The 19,760-nt window shown below is 70.0% G+C and carries 19 protein-coding genes and 1 tRNA gene; 16 read left to right on the plus strand and 4 right to left on the minus strand.

Features of this window, described 5'->3' with window-relative positions; all coding sequences use genetic code 11:
* The first annotated feature begins 65 nt into the window (after positions 1 to 65).
* The 4 genes from ABZ463_RS30355 (at position 66) to ABZ463_RS30370 (ending at position 4,514) form a co-directional block, all read left to right on the plus strand.
* The gene (locus ABZ463_RS30355; RefSeq protein ID WP_352014727.1) at positions 66 to 977 is read left to right on the plus strand and encodes a hypothetical protein; all 912 of its coding nucleotides are present in this window, start codon (positions 66 to 68) and stop codon (positions 975 to 977) included.
* Between the two features lie 12 nt (positions 978 to 989).
* Positions 990 to 1,799: a class F sortase gene (locus tag ABZ463_RS30360; protein ID WP_362781281.1), complete on the plus strand. Its 810-nt coding sequence runs from the start codon at positions 990 to 992 to the stop codon at positions 1,797 to 1,799.
* On the plus strand, positions 1,796 to 3,292 hold the full coding sequence (locus ABZ463_RS30365; RefSeq protein WP_362781283.1) for a DUF2079 domain-containing protein: 1,497 nt from the start codon (positions 1,796 to 1,798) through the stop codon (positions 3,290 to 3,292). The genes ABZ463_RS30360 and ABZ463_RS30365 overlap by 4 nt, the downstream gene beginning before the upstream one ends.
* A 70-nt stretch (positions 3,293 to 3,362) precedes the next feature.
* Positions 3,363 to 4,514 (plus strand): acetyl-CoA C-acetyltransferase, encoded by a 1,152-nt coding sequence (locus ABZ463_RS30370; RefSeq protein WP_362781285.1) that lies wholly within the window; start codon positions 3,363 to 3,365, stop codon positions 4,512 to 4,514.
* Between the two features lie 51 nt (positions 4,515 to 4,565).
* On the opposite strand, the gene ABZ463_RS30375 is transcribed toward ABZ463_RS30370, so the two are convergent.
* Positions 4,566 to 4,718, minus strand: coding sequence for a hypothetical protein (locus ABZ463_RS30375; protein ID WP_352014731.1), 153 nt, complete (start codon positions 4,716 to 4,718; stop codon positions 4,566 to 4,568).
* A gap of 190 nt (positions 4,719 to 4,908) precedes the next feature.
* The gene (locus ABZ463_RS30380; RefSeq protein ID WP_352014732.1) at positions 4,909 to 5,640 is read right to left on the minus strand and encodes a class I SAM-dependent methyltransferase; all 732 of its coding nucleotides are present in this window, start codon (positions 5,638 to 5,640) and stop codon (positions 4,909 to 4,911) included.
* Between the two features lie 360 nt (positions 5,641 to 6,000).
* Here ABZ463_RS30380 and ABZ463_RS30385 point away from each other — a divergent pair, with 360 nt between their 5' ends.
* Positions 6,001 to 8,052, plus strand: a complete 2,052-nt coding sequence (locus ABZ463_RS30385) for an AAA family ATPase (protein ID WP_352014733.1) — start codon at positions 6,001 to 6,003, stop codon at positions 8,050 to 8,052.
* 32 nt (positions 8,053 to 8,084) lie between these two features.
* Positions 8,085 to 9,950 (plus strand): hypothetical protein, encoded by a 1,866-nt coding sequence (locus ABZ463_RS30390; protein WP_352014734.1) that lies wholly within the window; start codon positions 8,085 to 8,087, stop codon positions 9,948 to 9,950.
* Here the strand turns inward: ABZ463_RS30390 and ABZ463_RS30395 are convergent.
* Together ABZ463_RS30395 and ABZ463_RS30400 are read right to left on the minus strand one after the other, a co-directional pair.
* A complete protein-coding gene (locus ABZ463_RS30395) occupies positions 9,947 to 10,978 on the minus strand; it encodes an adenosine deaminase (RefSeq protein ID WP_352014735.1) in 1,032 nt (343 codons plus the stop codon). The two genes, ABZ463_RS30390 and ABZ463_RS30395, sit on opposite strands and share 4 nt — an antisense overlap.
* Before the next feature lie 138 nt (positions 10,979 to 11,116).
* Entirely contained in the window at positions 11,117 to 12,322 is a 1,206-nt protein-coding gene (locus ABZ463_RS30400) for a pyridoxal phosphate-dependent aminotransferase (RefSeq protein ID WP_362781288.1), read from the minus strand.
* Between the two features lie 260 nt (positions 12,323 to 12,582).
* Here ABZ463_RS30400 and ABZ463_RS30405 point away from each other — a divergent pair.
* From ABZ463_RS30405 to ABZ463_RS30450, 10 genes are all read left to right on the plus strand, one after another.
* Positions 12,583 to 12,655, plus strand: a tRNA-Trp gene (locus tag ABZ463_RS30405).
* A gap of 75 nt (positions 12,656 to 12,730) precedes the next feature.
* Entirely contained in the window at positions 12,731 to 12,979 is a 249-nt protein-coding gene (gene secE / locus ABZ463_RS30410; protein ID WP_352014737.1) for a preprotein translocase subunit SecE, read from the plus strand.
* 66 nt (positions 12,980 to 13,045) lie between these two features.
* Positions 13,046 to 13,831, plus strand: a complete 786-nt coding sequence (gene nusG / locus ABZ463_RS30415) for a transcription termination/antitermination protein NusG (RefSeq protein ID WP_352014738.1) — start codon at positions 13,046 to 13,048, stop codon at positions 13,829 to 13,831.
* 116 nt (positions 13,832 to 13,947) lie between these two features.
* Positions 13,948 to 14,379 (plus strand): 50S ribosomal protein L11, encoded by a 432-nt coding sequence (rplK, locus tag ABZ463_RS30420; RefSeq protein ID WP_184712590.1) that lies wholly within the window; start codon positions 13,948 to 13,950, stop codon positions 14,377 to 14,379.
* Positions 14,380 to 14,534: 155 nt separating this feature from the next.
* The gene (rplA, locus tag ABZ463_RS30425) at positions 14,535 to 15,248 is read left to right on the plus strand and encodes a 50S ribosomal protein L1 (RefSeq protein ID WP_352014739.1); all 714 of its coding nucleotides are present in this window, start codon (positions 14,535 to 14,537) and stop codon (positions 15,246 to 15,248) included.
* Between the two features lie 152 nt (positions 15,249 to 15,400).
* Positions 15,401 to 16,237, plus strand: coding sequence for an LppX_LprAFG lipoprotein (locus tag ABZ463_RS30430; RefSeq protein WP_352014740.1), 837 nt, complete (start codon positions 15,401 to 15,403; stop codon positions 16,235 to 16,237).
* Positions 16,238 to 16,594: 357 nt separating this feature from the next.
* Entirely contained in the window at positions 16,595 to 17,119 is a 525-nt protein-coding gene (gene rplJ / locus ABZ463_RS30435; RefSeq protein ID WP_352014741.1) for a 50S ribosomal protein L10, read from the plus strand.
* Positions 17,120 to 17,204: 85 nt separating this feature from the next.
* Entirely contained in the window at positions 17,205 to 17,597 is a 393-nt protein-coding gene (rplL, locus tag ABZ463_RS30440) for a 50S ribosomal protein L7/L12 (RefSeq protein WP_352014742.1), read from the plus strand.
* Positions 17,598 to 18,260: 663 nt separating this feature from the next.
* Entirely contained in the window at positions 18,261 to 18,722 is a 462-nt protein-coding gene (locus tag ABZ463_RS30445) for a hypothetical protein (RefSeq protein ID WP_352014743.1), read from the plus strand.
* Positions 18,719 to 19,234: a hypothetical protein gene (locus tag ABZ463_RS30450; protein WP_352014744.1), complete on the plus strand. Its 516-nt coding sequence runs from the start codon at positions 18,719 to 18,721 to the stop codon at positions 19,232 to 19,234. The genes ABZ463_RS30445 and ABZ463_RS30450 overlap by 4 nt, the downstream gene beginning before the upstream one ends.
* Positions 19,235 to 19,760: the final 526 nt, after the last annotated feature.

Below are 19,760 nucleotides of genomic sequence, written 5' to 3' on the forward strand. Positions count from 1 at the left end.
ACCATCGCCTGGAATCGTGGGCAACCGCGCCAAAGCGGTCAGCTGTGCCGAAACGGAGAGTAACTGTGCTGAGGTCCAAGACGCGTCGTCGCGTCGCGGCGAAGACGGCAGCCGGAGTGGTCGGCGCGGGCATCCTCCTCGGCGCGGTTCCCGCGATCGCCTCGATGACGGCGGTGGCCAAGCCGGTCACCTACACGTGCACCGCGGCCTCGGGTACCGGCACCGCCGGCACCTACAAGATGCAGATGGACCTGTCGGGCCCCCTCACGACCCCCACTCCGAGCGCGACCGTCGTGGTGACCTGGAAGGCCGGTCAGCCCCCCGCGCCGCCGAACCTGGTCGCCCCGGTGGCCATCGCCGCGGGGGACCGGATCGTGATCGAGGCGGACACGTCGATCTCCGGGCCCGTGCCGACAACCACGGGGGACATCCACTCGGTCCTGGCCACGACGACGCCCGGGGTCGTGGCCGTCAACGGAGTGCTGCCCCCGCTGCCCACCGTGCTGGTCACCGTGGTCCCGACCGCGGCCGGGGTCGTCACGGTCCGGCCGGACGCCTTCTCCGTCAGCCACCAGGCGGCCGCGGGCACCGGGACGGAGACCCTCATCTACGACTGCCTGGTCGCCACCCCGGCGGAGGCGACCGCCGCCGCGCTGCTGGTCACCGTCAAGCCGACCGGCGCGGCCACCACCACGCCGACCACGACCGCGACCACCACCCCGACGACGACGACCACTCCGGCCGACACGCCCACTCCCGAGCCGGTCGTGACCATCACCCAGACCAAGACCGCCAAGCCCCCCAAGCCCAGGAAGTCCGGGCATGTCGCCGAGACCCCCGGTGGCGGCGCCTCGACGGGCGGGGGAGGGGACGCCGGTCCCGACGCCAGGATGTTCGTCCTCGGCGGGACGGCGATGATCTTGGCGGCGGGGATCGGCGGGTTGATGCTGCGGCGCCGTACGGCGACCCGGGGCTGACCGGGGCGCCGCATGACCACCCCGCCACCGGAAGGCTGGCCTCCGGAGCACCCCGCGCAGCCGTACGACCAGGGGTACTACCCCTACCCGGAGTACGAGGAGCCGTACGGCGACCGGGCCGGGGGCGGCAGGATCCTGCGCTCGGTGCTCATCCTCGCCGGGGCGGCCGGGGTGGTCACGGTGCTGGTCGGCCTGCTGATGATGGCGGTCTCCCCGGACGAGTACGGCCTGGCTGAGCAGCGCACGACGCTGCCGCCCCGCAGCGCGGTCAACGCCACCGCGCCCGCCGACCCCTACTTCAGGGCCGATCCGACCGCGCCGCCGCCCGAACCGCGCCTGCCTCCCGCCCCCGCGATGCAGCCCTCGACCCCGCTACGCCTGGTCATCAAGCGGCTGAACATCAACGCGCCGATCACCTCGGTCGGACTCGACAAAAAAGGCGCGATCGAGGTGCCGTCGGTCGGCAATCCGAACCTGGTCGGCTGGTACCGTTCGGGGCCGACGGCGGGCGAGGCCGGTCCCGCGATCATGCTCGGGCACAAGGACACGCGCTCGGGAAGCGCGGTCTTCAGCCGCCTGGCCGAGATCAGGAACGGCGACGAGATCGAAGTCCGGCGGCAGGACGGCATCATCGCGGTTTTCACGGTAGACGGACTCGAACAGGCGGACAAGACGGTGTTCCCGACACAGCGCGTATACGGCGACTCGCCGATACCCCGGCTTCATGTGATCACCTGTGGCGGTACCTACAACCACACGACCGGCCACTACACCGACAACGTCATCGCCTACGCGACGATGACGAGCACCCGCAGAGCATGAGCGCGGTGACCGCGACCGCCGAGGAGCCGGTCGACAGGACGGACAAGGCACGCGACGTCCCGGCGTTCCTGCGCGAGCGGCGACACGGTCTGACGCTCGGCGCGCTCGTCGCCCTGGCCACCGTGGCCTACAGCGTGCTCGGGCTGGTCAAGTTCTCGGCGTTCAAGGCGAGCATCTTCGACCTGGTCATCTTCGACCAGGCGGTGCGCGGGTACGCGAGTTTCGGGCCGCCGGTCGCCCCCTCGGTCGGCATGTTCTACAACCAGGGCATGGACTTCGTCCAGCCGGCCGACCACTTCTCGCCGATCCTGGCCGTCCTGGCCCCGCTGTACTGGGTGTACGACGACCCGCGGACCCTCATCGTCGCGCAGGCGGCGCTGCTCTCGCTGGCCGCCGTCCCCGTCTGGCACTACACGAGCCGCCGTCTCGGCCCGGTCCCCGCGCACCTGGTCGCGGTCGCCTACCTGGTCTCCTGGCCGGTCGCGCAGGCCGCCGGGTTCGACTTCCACGAGGTGGCGTTCGTCCCGCTGCTCAGCGCGATCATGATCGAGCGGGCGGACGCGGGCAGGACCCGCTACGCCGTCCTCGCCGCCATCGGCATCCTGCTGGTCAAGGAGGACATGGGCCTGCTGGTCGCCGGGTTCGGGGTCTACCTGTTCCTGATCAGACGCAGGCTTGAGGGGACGGCCCTCGTCCTGATGGGCGGCGGCGCGCTGCTGCTCATCCGCGGCGTGGTGATGCCGATGATCGGCTCGGGCGGCGAGGGCTTCCACTGGGCGTACGGCAGCCGCGGCGCGACCCTCGGCGAGGTGGCGCTGTCCATCGTCCGTGACCCGTTCGGCACGCTGTGGCAGATGGTCAGCCCCGAGGTCAAGGTGGACACCATGGCCTTCCTGCTGTGGCCGATGCTGCTGACCGCGCTGCTGTCCCCGCTGGTCCTGGTCGCCGTCCCGCTGCTGGTCGAACGGTTCCTGGCCGACCGGCCGCAGTGGTGGGGGACCGACTTCCAGTACAACGCCTTCCTCGCGGCCATCCTCGTCTGCGCCGCCGTGGACGGTGTCCACCGGCTCTCCGGACGGCTGCGCGGGCGCTTCCCCGAGCGGTCGCGGGCGCTGGCCGGGCACTGGGCCTTCGCGGTCTGCGTGATCGGGCTCACCCTGGTGCCGCGCTTCGCCCTGGGCAACCTCGTCGAGTCGTCCTTCTTCACCGAGGAGCCGTCCGTCGCGGCGGCGCGCGAGGCCGTGGCCACGGTCCCCGACGGGGTGGTGGTCGAGGCGGCCAACAACGTCGGTCCCGCGCTCAGCGCCAGGACGACGGTGCTGCTGTGGGGCCCGCAGGCGTACGGCGCCCCGTGGATCGTGGCCGACGTGACGCGCTGGACCTTCCCCTTCGGGGGTCCCGAGGTGCAGCAGCAGCGGGTGGACGAGGCGTTGCGCACCGGCTACACCAAGGTGTTCGACAGGGATGGCTACGTCGTCCTCAAGCGGTCCTGACCACCGCCACGCCGACCGAGGTAACCTGCTGGTAACCGAACAATGCTCGGTTCTGTGAGCAGGAGGCACCGTGGCAGAGGCGTACATCGTCGGGGCGGTCCGCACCCCGGTCGGCAGGAAACAAGGAGGGCTGTCCACCGTCCACCCCGCGGACCTGGCGGCCCACACGCTCAGGGCGCTCGTCGAGCGCACCGGCGTCGATCCGTCCGCGATCGAAGACGTGATCATGGGCTGCGTCATGCAGTTCGGCCCGCAGAGCATGGACATCGCACGCACCGCCTGGCTGTCGGCCGGGCTGCCGGAGGGCGTGGCCGGGGTGACCGTCGACCGGCAGTGCGGCTCCTCCCAGCAGGCGCTGCACTTCGCCGCCCAGGGCGTGCTCTCCGGCACCCAGGACCTCGTGGTCGCCGCCGGGGTCGAGTCCATGAGCGTCGTACCGATGGGCTCCCCCGTCACCGCCGCCCTGGAGAAGGGCCTGCCCTCGCCGTTCGGCGAGGGCTGGGCCGAGCGGTACGGCAGGCAGGAGATCTCCCAGTTCCGCGGGGCCGAGCTGATGTGCGAGAAGTGGGACCTGAGCCGCGAGGAACTGGAGCGCTTCGCCTGCGAGAGCCACCGGCGCGCGCTCGAAGCCGTCGCGGAGGGCCGCTTCCGCGACCAGATCGTCCCCGTCGCGGGCGTCGAGAACGACGAGGGCCCCCGCGCCGACACCACCCGGGAGAAGATGGCGGGCCTCAAGACCCTGCGGGAGGGCGGCCGGATCACCGCCGCGACCTCCTCGCAGATCTCCGACGGCTCCGGCGCCCTGCTGGTCGCCTCGGAACGGGCGCTCCGCGAGCACGGCCTGACCCCCAGGGCTCGCGTCGTCACCCTGACGCTCACCGGCGACGACCCGGTCCACATGCTGACCGCGCCCATCCCGGCGACCAGGAAGGCCCTGGCCAGGGCCGGGCTCACGGTGGACGACATCGACGTCTTCGAGGTCAACGAGGCCTTCGCCCCGGTGCCGCTGGCCTGGCTCAAGGAGATCGGCGCCGACCCGGAGCGGGTCAACCCCAACGGCGGCGCGATCGCCCTGGGGCACCCCCTCGGGGCGACCGGGGCGATCCTGATGACCAAACTCCTGCACGAGCTGGAGCGGACCGGCGGCCGGTACGGCCTGCAGACGATGTGCGAGGGCGGCGGCCAGGCCAACGTCACCGTCATCGAACGCCTCGACGGCTGAGACCCGGCGGTGTCCACCCGGAACAGGGTGGACACCGCCTCCGGCCGGCCGTCAGCGACCGCCCCGGCCGGGAATCCGGCGCGGCTGCCGGGTGGGCCGGGCGGGAACGGGCGGCATCGGCACCCGCCTGGGCGCCGGGGCCCGCTCGGGCAGCGGGGTACGAGGCGTGACGGTCTGCTGCTTTTTGGCAACGCGAATTCGCATATGGACTCCTTGGAAGATCATGACGACGCGGTCTGTGCCGTGCCGGAACCTCAGCTGCCGCGTCAGACGAACGGGGCCAGAGAGCTGAGCGCGGGCGGACCGGCGACGGCCGGTCAACGCCTGCTTTCTAGGAGTTGATCCACATGCGGACCACCGTACGGCGGGCCCGCCGTACGGTGCAACGGGTTTTCTACCGGGGGACGCGGGCCACGCAGAAGACGGTCTGACCGAACGGCGGACGCACGAAACGCTCGATGAACCGGGTCGCCGGGACGACCGTACGGTCGTAGATCTTGACCAGACGCGGGTCGGGGTAGCCGACACCGCCCCGGCGGACCGCCACCCACCAGGCGATGCCGCCCAGGAAGTTGATCGGCTTGAGCACGTCGATGTCCAGGCCCGCCTTGGAGACCGTGCTGCGCAGGGTCGCGGGGGTGTAGCGGGTGACGTGGCCGACCTTGCGGTCGAAGTCTCCGTAGAGCTGCATGTAGCCCGGCACCCAGATGACGATCCGACCGCCGGGCGCGGTGACCTTCGCCAGGGAGCGCAGCGCCTCGACGTCCTCCTCGATGTGTTCGAGGACGTTCATCATCACGACCGTGTCGACCTTCTCACCGATCGGGATGTCGGTCGGCAGGCCGAACTGCAGCACGTCCACGTCGTCGCGCTCGGCGAAGCGCTTGTTGAGCTGCTCGACGCAGTAGGGGTCGAAGTCACTGACCACCAGCCTGTCCAGGCGGGGCAGGAACGACTCGGCGAAGTGCCCGAGGCCCGAACCGATCTCCAGCATGGACTTCCCCACGTGCGGGGCGACCATGTCGAGCTCGTACTGCCGGTAGTTCCTGGCCTCGTCCCCACCCAGGTGGTTCTCCAGGGCCTCGTCACCGGCCGCCGGTTGCACTACGCGGTCATACCCAGACATGCGGTTCCGTCCAGCTCACTCATCGGGGAGCCGCGTCGCCCACGACTTGGAGGGCGTCCACGGCCGGGAAACAGCAAGAGTCTAGTGTCGCTTCCCCCGCGGCGACTCCGGAAACGCCCCCATGACGTCCCTGGGAACCCCTTCGTGACGGCCGGGGAGACACCGGACACCGACGAAACGAGGAGGGGTCCGGAGGAGGAATCCCACCCCGGAGGACTTCGACAAGAGACCGCTGACCTGCGCGTCGGCGTGAGATATGCGCCCCGGGAGAAGAACGGACAACCGCGGGTCCTCCGTCAGGCCGGGATGGCCGCGCTCCCATGGTTGGCTGGCCATCTAACGCGGAGGGGCGAGGAATCGGTGGAGGAGACGCGCACGCGCCGGGACAACGTGCCGGCGGAGACGGGTGACCTCGTAGGACGGGAGGCGGAGCTCGGCGAACTCGCCGCACTGATCGGCCACTCTCCTCTGGTGACCCTCACCGGGGTCGCCGGGGTCGGCAAGTCCAGGCTCGCGCTCAGGGCCGCGACCACGCTCCGCGGGGACTTCCCCGACGGGGTGTGGGTCGTCGCGCTGTCCGCCGAGCAGAACGGCGCCCTGGTCGGCCACGCCGTCGCCGCCGCGCTCGGCCTGCCGGAGCAGGCCGTGCGGCCCCAGGCGGAGGTCCTCGCCGACTTCCTCGCCGACCGGCGGCTGCTGCTGGTCCTCGACGACTGCGACCACCTCGCAGAGGCGTGCGCGGAACTGCTGCGCCAGGTCCTGGCACGGGCGCCGCACATCCGGGTGCTGGCCACCGGCCGCGGTCCTCTGGGGCTCGCCGGGGAACGGCTGATGCCCGTCGAGCCGTTCGCCGTACCCGAGGGGGCCGAGGCCGCGACCTGCGACGCCGTCCGGCTGTTCACCGAGCGGGCCAGGGCCCTGGTGCCCGGCGCCGCCCTCGACCCCCACGAGGTGGCCCGGCTCTGCCGCGGCCTCGACGGCATCCCGCTCGCCATCGAGCTGGCCGTACGGCGGCTGCGGGCGCTGTCCGTGCCACAGCTCACCGAGCGGCTCGGCGACCGCTTCGCCCTGCTGGAGGGCGGCAGCCGCGCCCCGCTCGGGCGGCACCGGAGCATGCGCACCGCGGTCGGCCTCAGCCACGAGCTGTGCGGCCCGGGGGAACGCCTGCTGTGGGCCCGCCTCTCGGTCTTCGAGGGCTGGTTCGACGCCGACGACGCGTGGGCCGTGTGCGCCGACGGCCGACTGGCCACGCTCGCGCTGTCCGGGCTCGCCGACCGGTCGATCCTGGTCGCCGACGTCGCCGGTGGCCCGCGCTACCGGATGCTCGGCACGATCCGCGACTACGGAAGGCAGTGGCTGCGGCTGCTGGGCGAGGAGGAGACCGTTCTCGCCCGCCACCACGACCACTTCCTGGCCGGGGCGCGCAGGGCGGAGGCCGAGTGGTACGGCCCGCGCCAGGCCCGCTGGGCGGCCTGGGCCAGGCGGGCGATGCCGGACCTGGAGGCCGCGCTGGCCCGCGACGAGGGCTTCGACCTGGCCACCTCGCTCTGGTTCGTCTGGTGCTGCCTCGGCAGGGCCGGCCTCGGGCACCGGCACCTGGACCGGCTGCTCAACCGGGAGATCACCCCCGGCCCGGCCCGCACCAAGGCCCTGTGGGTGTGCTCATGGGCGGCGCTGGCCGCGGGCGACACCTCGGAGGCCAGACGCAGGGCCGCCGAGGCGTACGCGGCGGCCACGGCCGAGGGCGACCTCGCCGCCGCCGGATGCGCCAGGCAGGGGGCGGCGGCGACCGCGCTCGCCCTCGGCGACCTCGACGGGGCCGCGCGCCTGGCCGCCCAGGCCGCCGGGCTGTTCGAGCAGGCCGCCCCGGAACGGGCCGCCCACATCGGTCTCCCCGTCGCCGAGACGACGCTGGCGATGGCGCACAGCCTCAGGGGGGAGTTCGGCCCGGCCGTCGAGGTCCTCGTGCGCCAGTGGGCCAGGTGCGCCGAACGGGGCGAACTGTGGGCCCGTTCCCACGGCGACCACGTGCGCTCGCTCGCCGAACTCGGCAGGGGAGAGATCGAGGCGGCCGAGGCCTACGCCCGCGCGGCACTCGACGCCAAGTGGTGCCTGCGCGACCCGCTCGGCGTGGCCGCGGCCACCGACCAGCTCGCCGCGACCGCCGTGGCGCGCGGTGACGGGCGCAGAGCCGCCCGCCTGCTCGGCGCGGCCGCCCGGATGTGGACGACCGCGGGCCTTCCCACCCCCGACGCCTCGCCGTACGCGACGTCCAGGGCACGCACGGAACGCCGGGCCAGGGCGTTGCTCGGCGACCTCGCCTACGAACGCGCGTTCGCCAGGGGAATGGCCATGGACATCGACACCACTGTCGCCCGCATCCGGGACACAGACGGCTTCGGTCACCTTTAGCATGAATGCCCACGCCGCGAGGAGACTGCGGAATGAGTGCATTCGTCGGTAGGCAGGGCGAGGTCGCGGAGATCACAGCCCTTTTCGAGCGGGTACGGCTCGTCACCCTGTCGGGGGCGGGCGGTGTCGGCAAGACCAGGCTCGGCCTCGAACTCGCCAGGACACTCGTCCCCGAGCCCGCGGTCGTCGACGTCGCGGAGGTCGCCGAGGTCGGCGGGCCACAGGCGCTGGCCCCCGCCGTCACCGAGGCCCTGGCCGTCTCGGCCGGGTCCCTGCTCGTGCTCGACACCTGCGAGGCGCTGGTCGACGAGGTCGCCTCCCTGGTCGGCGAACTGCTCGCCACCGACCCCGAACTCCGCATCCTGGCGATCAGCCGCCAGTCGCTGGCCGTCCCCGGCGAGCACCTGCGGGTGCTGGCCGGCCTCCCCGCCCCGGACGCCTACGCCCTGCTCACCGGCCTCGGCGACACCTGGCCCGCCGGGACACGCGAGAGCCTCACCGAGGTGTGCGACAGGCTGGACGGTCTGCCGCTGGCGATCGAACTGGCCGCCGTACGGCTGCGCACGATGCCCGTCGCGGACTTCGTCGCGAATCTGGGCGAGCACCTGGCCCTGCTCGTCGACGAGGAACGGCAGGGCCCCTCAAGGCACCGGGCGCTGGCCACCTGCATCGGGTGGAGCCACCAGCTGTGCACCGAGCGGGAACGACTGTTCTGGGCGCGCGTCTCGGTCTTCCCCGGCGAGTTCGACCTGGAGGCTGCGACCTACGTCTGCCGGGACGAGACGCTGCGCGCCCAGGACATGATCGACGTGGTCACCGGCCTGGTCGACAAGTCCGTGCTGCTGCGCAGGGAGACCCACGCCGGAGTCCGCTTCCTGATGCCCGGCGCCACCCGCGAGTTCGGCGCGGGCTGGCTGGCCCTGCTCGGCCAGCAGGAGGAGGTACGGCTGCGCCACCACGACTTCTACCTGGCCCTGGCCCGCAACGCCGAACGCGAGTGGCCACGCCGCCAGGTGCGCTGGCACCACAGGCTCCGCGTCGAGGCGGCCAACCTCGCCCAGGCACTGGAGACGGGCCTTGAGGCGGGGACCGGTCTCGAACTGGCCGGAGCGCTGTGGATCCTGTGGGTGTGCTGCGGGATGCACGCCGAGGGGCGCGACTATCTCGACCGCGCCCTGGCCACGGACCCTCGGCGGGGACCGGCGCGGACCAGGGCGCTGTGGGTCTGCGCCTGGGTCGCCAGCCTCCAGGGAGACCTGCTCGGAGCCGAGGAGCGGCTCTCCGAGTGCCGCGAGGCCGACCCCGGCGGCCACGCGGGCGCCTACGTGACCCAGCTGGCCGCCCAGGTCGCCGCCCAGCGGGGGCAGGCGACCCGCGCCGTGCTCGGCATCAGGGCCGCCCGCGACCGCCACCACTCGGCGGGACGCGCCTTCCCCGGCCTGCTGCCCGGCTACGCCGTGGTGGCCGCCTGCCTGCTGACGCTGGGCGACGTCGAGGCGGCCGTCGGCGTCCTCGTCGAGGGACTCGACCTCTGCGAGACCTACGAGGACCTGTGGACCCGCTCCCACCTGTGCCACCTGCGTGCCCACGCCGACTATCTGCGCGGAGACCTCACCGCCGCCGGGGAGCACGCCCGCGAGGCCCTGCGCACCGCCCGCCTGTTCGACGACCGTACGGCGCAGGCCGCCGGGGTCGAACTGCTCGGCGCGCTCGCCGTCGCCGAACGACGGTCACAGGAGGGCCTGGAGCTGCTGGCCGCGGCCCGCGACGCCTGGACGGCGCTCGGCGGCGAGCACCTGCGCCCGCCGCTGCTGGCCTCGATCGCCGTCCCGGAGGTCCTCCCCGTCGAGGGCCTGCCCCTCGACGCCGCCACCAGCCTGGCCCTCAAAGAGCCCTAGACACCCTCGGGGTCGGGGGAGGACAACCACTCGTCGATCTCCCTGAGGATCTCCTTGCGGACGCTCTCGGGGGCGGCGGAGGCTCTGATCGACTGCCGGGCCAGCTCGGCCAGCTCCGCGTCGCGGAAGCCGTACACCTGCCTGGCCAGCTCGTACTGGGGCAGCAGCCTGGCGCCGAACAGCAGCGGGTCGTCGGCGCCGAGCGCGATGGGCACCCCCGCCTCGAACAGCCGCCGCAGCGGCACGTCCTGCGGCCGTTCGGCAACCCCGAGGCCGACGTTGGAGGTCGGGCAGACCTCACACGTGACCTGCCGGTCAGCCAGCCGCTCCATCAGCCGTGGCGACTCGGCCGCCCGCACGCCGTGCCCGACCCGGTCGGCGCCGAGCTCGTCGAGGCACTCGGCCACACTGGCCGCCCCCATCAGCTCCCCACCGTGCGGTACGGCCAGCAATCCGGCCCGCCTGGCCAGCCTGAAGGCTCCGTCGAAGTCACGGGCCCGGCCCCTGCGCTCGTCGTTGGACAGCCCGAAACCGACGACGCCCTGGTCCATGTGGTGCGTGGCGAGCCTGGCGAGCGTCTTGGCGTCCAGGGGGTGCTTCGTGCGGTTGGCGGCGACCACGAGCGCCACTCCGATGCCCGCGTGCGCCGAGGCTTGGCGCGCCGCGTCGAGCATCAGCTCAAGGGTGGGGGTGAGACCGCCGAACCGGTGGGCGTATCCCGAGGGGTCGACCTGGATCTCCAGCCAGCGAGACCCCTCGGCGACCTCGTCCTCCGCGGCCTCCCGCAGCAGCCGGTAGACGTCGGACTCCCGCCGCAGCACCGCCCGTGCGATGTCGTAGAGCCGCTGGAAACGGAACCAGCCCCGCTCGTCGGTCGCCCGCAGCCGGGGCGGCCAGTCCTGCTCAAGCGCGTCCGGCAGGTGCAGACCCTGCTCACGGGCGAGCTCGATCAGGGTCGTGTGCCGCATCGAGCCGGTGAAGTGCAGGTGGAGGTGGGCCTTTGGCAGGTCGGTGAGCGGGCGTGGCATTTCCATATGGTGCCGTATGCCGGGCACCGCACGGTGCCACACGCCGAACCCGCTCCCACGGAGCCGGAGGGCGGGCCGCCGGGCGGCGCCGTACACGCGCCGCCCGGCGGTGGACCTCAGACGGGTCTCAGGTGGGCCTCAGCCGACCTGGCCGAGGAACTTGGCCACCCGGCTCACGCCCTCGACGAGGTCCTCGTCGCCGAGCGCGTAGGAGAGCCGGAAGTAGCCGGGGGTGCCGAAGGCCTCGCCGGGGACGAGGGCGACCTCGGCCTCCTCAAGGATGAGCTCGGCCAGCTGGGCGGACGTCTCGGGACGCCTGCCACCGAAGTCCTTGCCCAGCAGTTCCTTGACCGACGGGTAGGCGTAGAAGGCGCCCCTGGGCTCGGGGCAGAGCACGCCCGGGATCTCGTTGAGCATGCGGACCATGGTCTGGCGGCGGCGGTCGAAGGCCTCACGCATCTGCGCCACGGCCGACAGGTCGCCGGACACGGCGGCCAGGGCGGCGGCCTGGGCCACGTTCGAGACGTTGGAGGTGGCGTGCGACTGCAGGTTGGTCGCGGCCTTGACGACGTCCTTCGGGCCGATCAGCCAGCCGACCCGCCAGCCGGTCATGGCGTAGGTCTTGGCGACGCCGTTCAGCACGACGACCCGGTCACCCAGCTCGGGGACGACGGTCGCGATGCTCGCGAACGTCGCGCCGCCGTAGGTGAGGTGCTCGTAGATCTCGTCGGTGACCACCCACAGCCCGTGCTCGGCCGCCCAGCGGCCGATCGCCTCGACCTGCTCGGGCGAGTAGACCGCGCCCGTCGGGTTGGACGGGGAGACGAACAGCAGGGCCTTGGTGCGCTCGGTGCGGGCCGCCTCGAACTGCTCGACGCTCGCGAGGTAACCGGTGGTCTCGTCGGTCACCACGTCCACCTGGACACCGCCCGCGAGCTTGATGGCCTCGGGATAGGTCGTCCAGTAGGGGGCGACGACCAGAACCTCGTCACCCGGGTCGAGGAGCGTGGCGAAGGCCTCGTAGACGGCCTGCTTGCCACCGTTGGTGATCAGCACCTGGGCCGCGTCGACCTGGTAGCCGGAGTCGCGCAGCGTCTTGTCCGCGATGGCCTGCTTCAGCTCGGGCAGGCCCCCGGCCGGGGTGTACTTGTGGAACCTGGGGTTGCGGCAGGCCTCGACGGCGGCCTCGACGATGTAGTCGGGAGTCGGGAAGTCCGGCTCGCCCGCGCCGAAGCCGATGACCGGGCGGCCCGCCGCCTTCATGGCCTTGGCCTTGGCGTCCACGGCGAGTGTGGCGGACTCGGAGATCGCGGAGATGCGCGCTGAGATGCGAGGACGGGTCATGCCTTCCATGGTTACAGATCTGTGAGGTGCCCCCCGCCTCCCGCCGGTTTTTCCGTACGGCGGGCCGTACGGAAGGGGAAGGGCTGTGACGTGGGAGATCGGGGGGAGGCGAGGGGTCGATCACCTGCCGGTTCGACGTGGGGGCCATTCCCACGTAGACTCCCGCATGTTCCTAACCGCCGCGTGCACGAACTCGGCGGTCGGGACCCGTGAGCCACGGACAAACTTCGGTCCAACCGATGTATGGTGGTTCATGTCTTAGGGCACTAGCGCAATTGGTAGCGCACCGGTCTCCAAAACCGGCGGTTGGGGGTTCGAGTCCCTCGTGCCCTGCGAGGAGCGGTCCGCGCATCAGGGCGTCTAGCGCGCCGCAGACATGCGTTGGACTCGACGAAGCAGGTGAGGACTGTGGCGATCGACACGCGCGGCGAAACCGCAGACAAGCCGAGCGGTGAGAAGAAGGCCAAGCGCACTTCTCCCGCCCTCTTCTATCGGCAGATCATCGCTGAACTACGCAAGGTCATCTGGCCTACGCGCAAAGAGCTTCTCTCGTACACCACGATTGTCATGGTCTTCGTTCTGATCATGGTCGGGGTCGTGTCCGGACTCGACGCGTTGCTCACCGAAGGTGTGCTGCGGATCTTCGGCGGAGCCTGAGGCCGGACCCCGGCGGATCGCCCCCCGTAATTTCATCAGCCCATCGACGAAAGAGAATGAGCCACCGTGTCCGAGTCTCCACAGCCGGCCGGCGAGTCCCGCGAAGAGCGGACTGACGAGCCGGAGCAGGTCGTCGACGTCGCGGAGGACTCGCTCGACGCCGACACCGAGACCGACGAGGTCACGGCCGACGTCGACGAGGACGAGGCAGAAGAGGCCGGGCAGACCGGTGAGGTCGACGAGGACGGCGACGTCCTGCCCGATGTCGACCCGGTCGAGGAGTTCAAGCGCCATCTGCGCGGCCAGTACGGCGAGTGGTACGTCATCCACTCCTACGCCGGTTACGAGAACCGCGTGAAGTCGAACATCGAGACCCGCACGCAGTCCCTCAACATGGAGGACTACATCTTCCAGGTCGAGGTGCCGACGCACCACGTGACCGAGGTGAAGAGCGGCAAGCGTCAGCTGGTCAAGGAGCGGGTGCTGCCCGGCTACGTGCTGGTCCGGATGGAGCTCACCGACGAGTCCTGGTCCGCGGTGCGCAACACGCCCGGTGTGACCGGCTTCGTCGGTCTGTCGAACAAGCCCAGCCCGCTGAGCCTGGACGAGGTGGCCAAGCTGCTGGCTCCCGAGCCCTCGGAAGAGGTCAAGAAGTCGACCGTCAAGGCCACGGCCGCGACCGTCGACTTCGAGGTCGGCGAGTCCGTCACGGTCATGGACGGCCCCTTCGCGACCCTGCCCGCCACGGTCAGCGAGATCAGCGCCGAGTCGCAGAAGCTCAAGGTCCTCGTGTCGATCTTCGGTCGCGAGACCCCGGTTGAGCTCTCGTTCAACCAGGTCTCGAAGATCTGACCGATCACATAAACTAAGACGTTCGGTGGCCGTGTCTCGCGAAGCACGGCCTTCCGACATGCTCCCCGTGTCTGCGTGGGAGCCGCATCACCCCGATTAGGACCCGGAGAAGAACCATGCCTCCTAAGAAGAAGATCGCGGCACTGGTCAAGGTCCAGCTCCCCGCTGGCCAGGCCACGCCCGCTCCGCCGGTCGGTACCGCCCTCGGTCCGCACGGCGTCAACATCATGGACTTCGTCAAGCAGTACAACGCTGCCACCGAAGCCCAGCGCGGCAACATCATCCCCGTTGAGATCACCATCTTCGAGGACCGCTCCTTCACCTTCGTCACGAAGACGCCCCCGGCGCCTGAGCTGATCAAGAAGGCCGCCGGTGTGGCGAAGGGCTCGGCCGTCCCGCAGAAGGACAAGGTCGGCAAGCTCACCAAGGAGCAGCTGCGCCAGATCGCCGAGACCAAGATGCAGGACCTCAACGCCAACGACATCGAGGCGGCCGAGAAGATCATCGCCGGCACCGCCCGGTCGATGGGCATCACGATCGCCGACTGACGACAGGCGACTCGGTCCCGAGCCGGTGATCCGGCGACGGATCGGAAAACGGCGGAACGCGACGGTGGTCGTGTCCGTCACCAGGACATCGAAGTGAGTGGAAGGGCCAGGCGCTGGCCCGCACCACGGACACTCGGATTCACAGGAGTGAGCAAGTGAAGCGCAGCAAGGCATTCCGCGCGGCGGCCGCACAGGTCGACGGCGAGAACCTCTACAGCCCGGCCGCGGCGGCGAAGCTCGCCAAGGGGACCAGCGTCACCAAGTTCGACGCGACCGTCGAGGTCGCGCTGCGACTGGGCGTCGACCCCCGTAAGGCCGACCAGATGGTGCGCGGCACCGTCAACCTCCCGCACGGCACCGGTAAGACCGCCCGGGTCCTGGTCTTCGCGACCGGTGACCGTGCCGAGGAGGCCCGCGCCGCGGGCGCCGACATCGTCGGTGCCGACGAGCTGATCGACGAGGTCGCCAAGGGCCGTCTCGACTTCGACGCCGTCGTCGCGACCCCCGACCTCATGGGCAAGGTCGGCCGTCTCGGCCGCGTGCTCGGTCCCCGTGGCCTCATGCCCAACCCCAAGACCGGCACCGTCACCCCGGCCGTCGGCAAGGCCGTCACCGACATCAAGGGCGGCAAGATCGAGTTCCGTGTCGACCGGCACGCGAACCTGCACTTCATCATCGGCAAGGTGTCCTTCGGCGAGCGTCAGCTGGTCGAGAACTACGCCGCCGCCCTCGAAGAGGTGCTGCGTCTGAAGCCGTCCGCCGCCAAGGGCCGTTACCTGAAGAAGGTCACCTTCTCCACGTCCATGGGCCCCGGCATCCCGGTCGACCCGAACGTGACGCGGGCGCTGACCGCCGAGCTCGACGCCTGAGACGTCCGCTAGCAGACGCCTTCTCGGAAAGGCCTCAACCGAATGGCCATTCGGTTGGGGCCTTTCTTCGTTCCTATGGAGGAAGCGTGTCGGGATTGCCCGGCGTATGGTCATAAACAAGTCCATCGGGGGACACGAAGGAGTGAAGACCAATGCGCCGATTGGCTCCCGCACTGACACTGGGAGCGGCCGCTCTGATCGCGGTCACGGGATGCGGTGCGCAGAGCACCGGAACCCTCGGAAACGTCAAACTGGCCGCCGCCGAGGCGGTTCAGCAGAGCGCGCAGAGGGCCGGGGAGGTCACCTCGTACTCCGCGGACCTCGTCCTTGACGCCACAGGCGGCGACAGGGGCGCGGGCAAGATCCAGGGCAGCGTGGTCTACCAGAGCCAGCCTCAGCTGGCGACCGACATCACGCTGGACACGATCAACTTCGACGGGCAGAACGTCCCCGGCGGAGCCAGGGCGATCTTCACCGGTGACACGGTCTACCTGAAGTCGCAGCTGCTCGCCAGGTTCGCGGGGGCGGACAAGCCCTGGCTCAAGGCCTCGATCTCCGACATCGACGCCGAGGGCCAGAAGGGCGTAAGGAGCTTCCTGGAGCAGGCCAGGCAGTTCGACCTCGCCGCGACGGTCAAGCTGCTCACCGCGTCCAAGGACGTCAAGGCCGTGGGCACCGAGACGGTCGGCGGGACCGAGACGACCCACTACAGCGGCACCTTCCCGGTGGCCGAGGCCGCCCAGGTGCTCGACCCGGCCAAGCAGGAGCCGCTCAAGGAGCGACTCTCGTCGGTCAAGGACGTGAAGTTCGACCTGTGGGCCGACGGCCAGAGCCTGCCCCGCAAGGTCACGCTCAGCGGCTCGAAGAACGGTGAGTCGTTCAACCTGACCGCACTCTTCAAGGGCTTCAACGAGCCCGTGACGATCGCGGCCCCGCCCGCCGAGCAGGTGGGCGACCTGCCGAAGAACCCCGTCCCGAGCGGCCACTGAGGGCCCGCTGGGAACGGCTCGTGGAACCCCGTCCGGGGAACCACGAGACCCATGTACGGCCCGCCTCTCCCATCGCACCGGGGGAGGCGGGCCGTCGTGTTTTCCTGGATTCCTTCCCGAGCGGAGCCCGGTTTGGCGTTCCTCCCGCCAGGGCGTATGCTGTCAACGCCGAAGACCGCCGGTTGTCGTCAGGCCTCATGGTTCGACGACCCAAGGTTCCACTTCGTGGACGACCAGCGCAGGTGTGATGTGAGTTTCCATTTGGACTGACCTCCTCATGTGAGCCCCGTGCGCCTGCGCCCGGGGCTTGTTCGCGTCTGTGGCCCCTTGCCGGTGGCAACATCTGGAAGGAGGCCCATGGCGAAGGCGGAAAAGGCAACGGCTGTAGCCGAGCTGCGGAGCAGCTTCGAAGGCTCCAACGCTGCCGTTCTGACCGAATACCGCGGTCTCACCGTCGCTCAGCTCAAGCAGCTGCGCGTCTCTCTCGGTGAGCATGCGAAGTTCGCCGTGGTGAAGAACACGCTGACCAAGATCGCGGCCAACCAGGCCGGGATCAGCGAGCTCGACGACCTGCTCGCGGGTCCGTCGGCGATCGCGTTCGTCGAGGGCGACGTGGTCGAGGCCGCCAAGAGTCTGCGTGACTTCGCCAAGGCCAATCCCCTCCTGGTCATCAAGGGCGGTGTCGTCGACGGCAAGTCGATGAACCCGGCCGAGATCAGCAAGCTTGCCGACCTTGAGTCGCGCGAGGTCCTCCTCGCGAAGCTGGCCGGTGCCATGAAGGCGAAGCAGGCCCACGCCGCCGCCGTCTTCAACGCGCTGCCCACCAACATGGCTCAGCTCGTCGAGGCTCTGCGCGCCAAGCGCGAAGAGGCGGGCGAGTAGGTCCGCGCTGGCGGACTCAGGGGATTAGCGCATATATACCGCGGTCCCGAATTCTCAGTTTTTAGATCCATACGGAGGAATCATCATGGCGAAGCTCACCGCTGACGAGCTGCTCGAGTCGTTCAAGGAGATGACCCTCCTTGAGCTGGCCGACTTCGTGAAGCTCTTCGAGGACGCCTTCGACGTCAAGGCCGCCGCCCCCGTCGCCGTGGCCGCCGCCCCGGCCGCCGGTGGCGCCGCTCCGGCCGAGGAGGCCGAGGAGCAGGACGAGTTCGACGTCATCCTCGAGGCTGCCGGCGACAAGAAGATCCAGGTCATCAAGGAGATCCGCGCCCTGACGAGCCTGGGCCTCAAGGAGGCCAAGGACCTCGTTGACGGCGCCCCCAAGCCCGTCTTCGACGGCAAGGTCAACAAGGAGCAGGCGGAGAAGGCCAAGGCTGCCCTTGAGGGCGCCGGCGCCACCGTCACCGTCAAGTAGTCCCACCTGGCCTGAAGGCCTCGTAGGAGAGCTCGACGAGACTCAACAGAAAGAGCGGGTCCACCTGGTGCCGGTGGCCCGCTCTTTCTGCTTTCCCGGCCCGTCAGAGGCCCGTCAGGGACGTGTCAGAGCCCGTCTGGGGTTGGGTGAAGGCCTCGGCGAGGGGCGTCCGTACGACGCTCTCATGCCTTCGGTCGGCTTCTCCTGCGGCGAACTTCTCATGATTTATGGCTTTATGGGCGGTTTGTTCACTAAATCGCCATTAAATGCTCTGAAATGGGTTTGGGATGCGACCCGAAGAGCTCGCCGGGCCGTACGGCGGGGCACCGGGCGGCATTTCCCCGCGTGAGCCCGAAGGTCGTTTATCGGTGGCGCCTGGGCGCCTGGGCCACGAGATCGGTGGTTCGGGATGGAGAGGGCCACGAGATCAGCGGCCTTGGCAGGGATATTTTTTTCCTGTTATGAGAGGGCGGCTCCTGGGGAGGTGGGCAAAGCCCTCCATGACGATCCGTTTGGCGGGTTATGATCCGGCGATCGGGGAGCTTTCGGCCTGAACGGCCGGCGCCACGTGATCACCGGTCCGTGTTCCGACGGACCCGCGATGGGAGAGAGCGCATGGCGGTGAACACTGCTCGGCGGGCTCGCCCGCTGAGAGTCGCCGGGTTGGTGCTGGCCCTGTTGATCGTGGCGTTGCTCGGCGCGGCGTTCTGGCTGCGCTCGGCGCTTGCGCAGGCCCAGGCGGAGGCCGACGACCGGGAGGCCGCGATACGGGCGGCGGGATCACACGCCCTGGATCTGCTCTCGGTCGGTCACCGGACCGTGGACTCCGACATCAAACGCATCTTGGACACGTCAACCGGCGCGGCGAAGGCGGAGTACGCCAGGAACGTCACGACGCTCAAAGAGACGACGCTCAGGAACAAGGTTCTCCAGACGGGCGCGCTCCGTGCCTCCGGGCTCGTCTCGATGAAGGGGAACGTCGCCAGAGTGATGGTCGTCGGGGACGCCGTCATTCGCTGGGAGGGTAGCAAACAGCCCCCGCAGGAGCGGTTCTACCAGTGGAACATGGAAGTGACCAAGATCGGGACCGCCTGGCTCGTCTCGAAGACGGAGCTGGTCCTGTGACCCGCGTCTCCCTCCTCCTGGTCGGGGTGATGACCGCCGTCGCGCTCTCGCTCGCCGCGGTGGTGTGGATCATGTTCGCGGATCTGAGCCGACTGCGTTCGGACGAGGCCGCCGGACGGGAGGCGCTCGCGACCGCCCGCTCCGTCGCCGCCGACATGCTGTCGTACGACTACCGTACTATCGAACAGGATTTCGCACGGGCTCGGGGATACACCACGGGAAACCTCAGCCAGTACTACCGGCAGCTCACCACGAGCCTGGTGCCGACGGCCAGGAAGGAGCGCGCCGTCCAGCAGGCGACGGTGGCCGGGGCCGGGGTCGAGTCGGCGCGCGCCGACCGGGTCGAGGTCCTGCTGTTCGTGAACATGAGCACCGTGCGGACCATGCCGGGGGACAAGCAGCCCCGGCGTCAGATCAGGCAGAACAGGGCCCGGTTGGTCATGGTCAGGCAGGACTCCCACTGGCTCGTCTCCGAGCTGTCCACCCTGCTGGGAAACCCGCCGCCCCACTAGGTTGGCGTGGCGCTTCATTCAATTGTTATCAAAGTCTGCGTTTAGAGCTGGTTTGTGGCCGGGTACATCGTTCATCGCAGCGTCGATCGTCGGTCGTGTGTGCGTCTGGCGCTCGAAGCTTCGTAGGGCGAGGCGTTAGCCTCCCCGAGGCGCGGGTATCGTCTTGGGGCTGGTGGTTGCGCAGGTCACACGATGGGAAAACTCCCAGCGGCTCGGCTGTTCCTTGGCTGAAATGTCGGCTCACGGGCTTGACGTTTCGGCTCTGACGGGCGATGCTGCGACCAACGTGGAGAGCGCAGCGAGGGTGAACTGGACAGGTGTATGCCGTTCGGCTACACTGCCCCTTTGCGCTGCCCTTTGACGACCCGCTTCTTTTGGTGCTCCGATGCATGGTCGTCTGGCGTGCGTGTAGTCAGTCCGCCGCGAGCCCTCGGAAGGACATCTGTTGGCAGCCTCGCGCAACGCCTCCGCCGTACCCGCTGGTCCCCGTCGCGTGTCGTTCGCACGTATTCAGGAGCCGCTCGAA

Source organism: Streptosporangium sp. NPDC020145 (assembly GCF_040631275.1).
Classification (GTDB): domain Bacteria; phylum Actinomycetota; class Actinomycetes; order Streptosporangiales; family Streptosporangiaceae; genus Streptosporangium.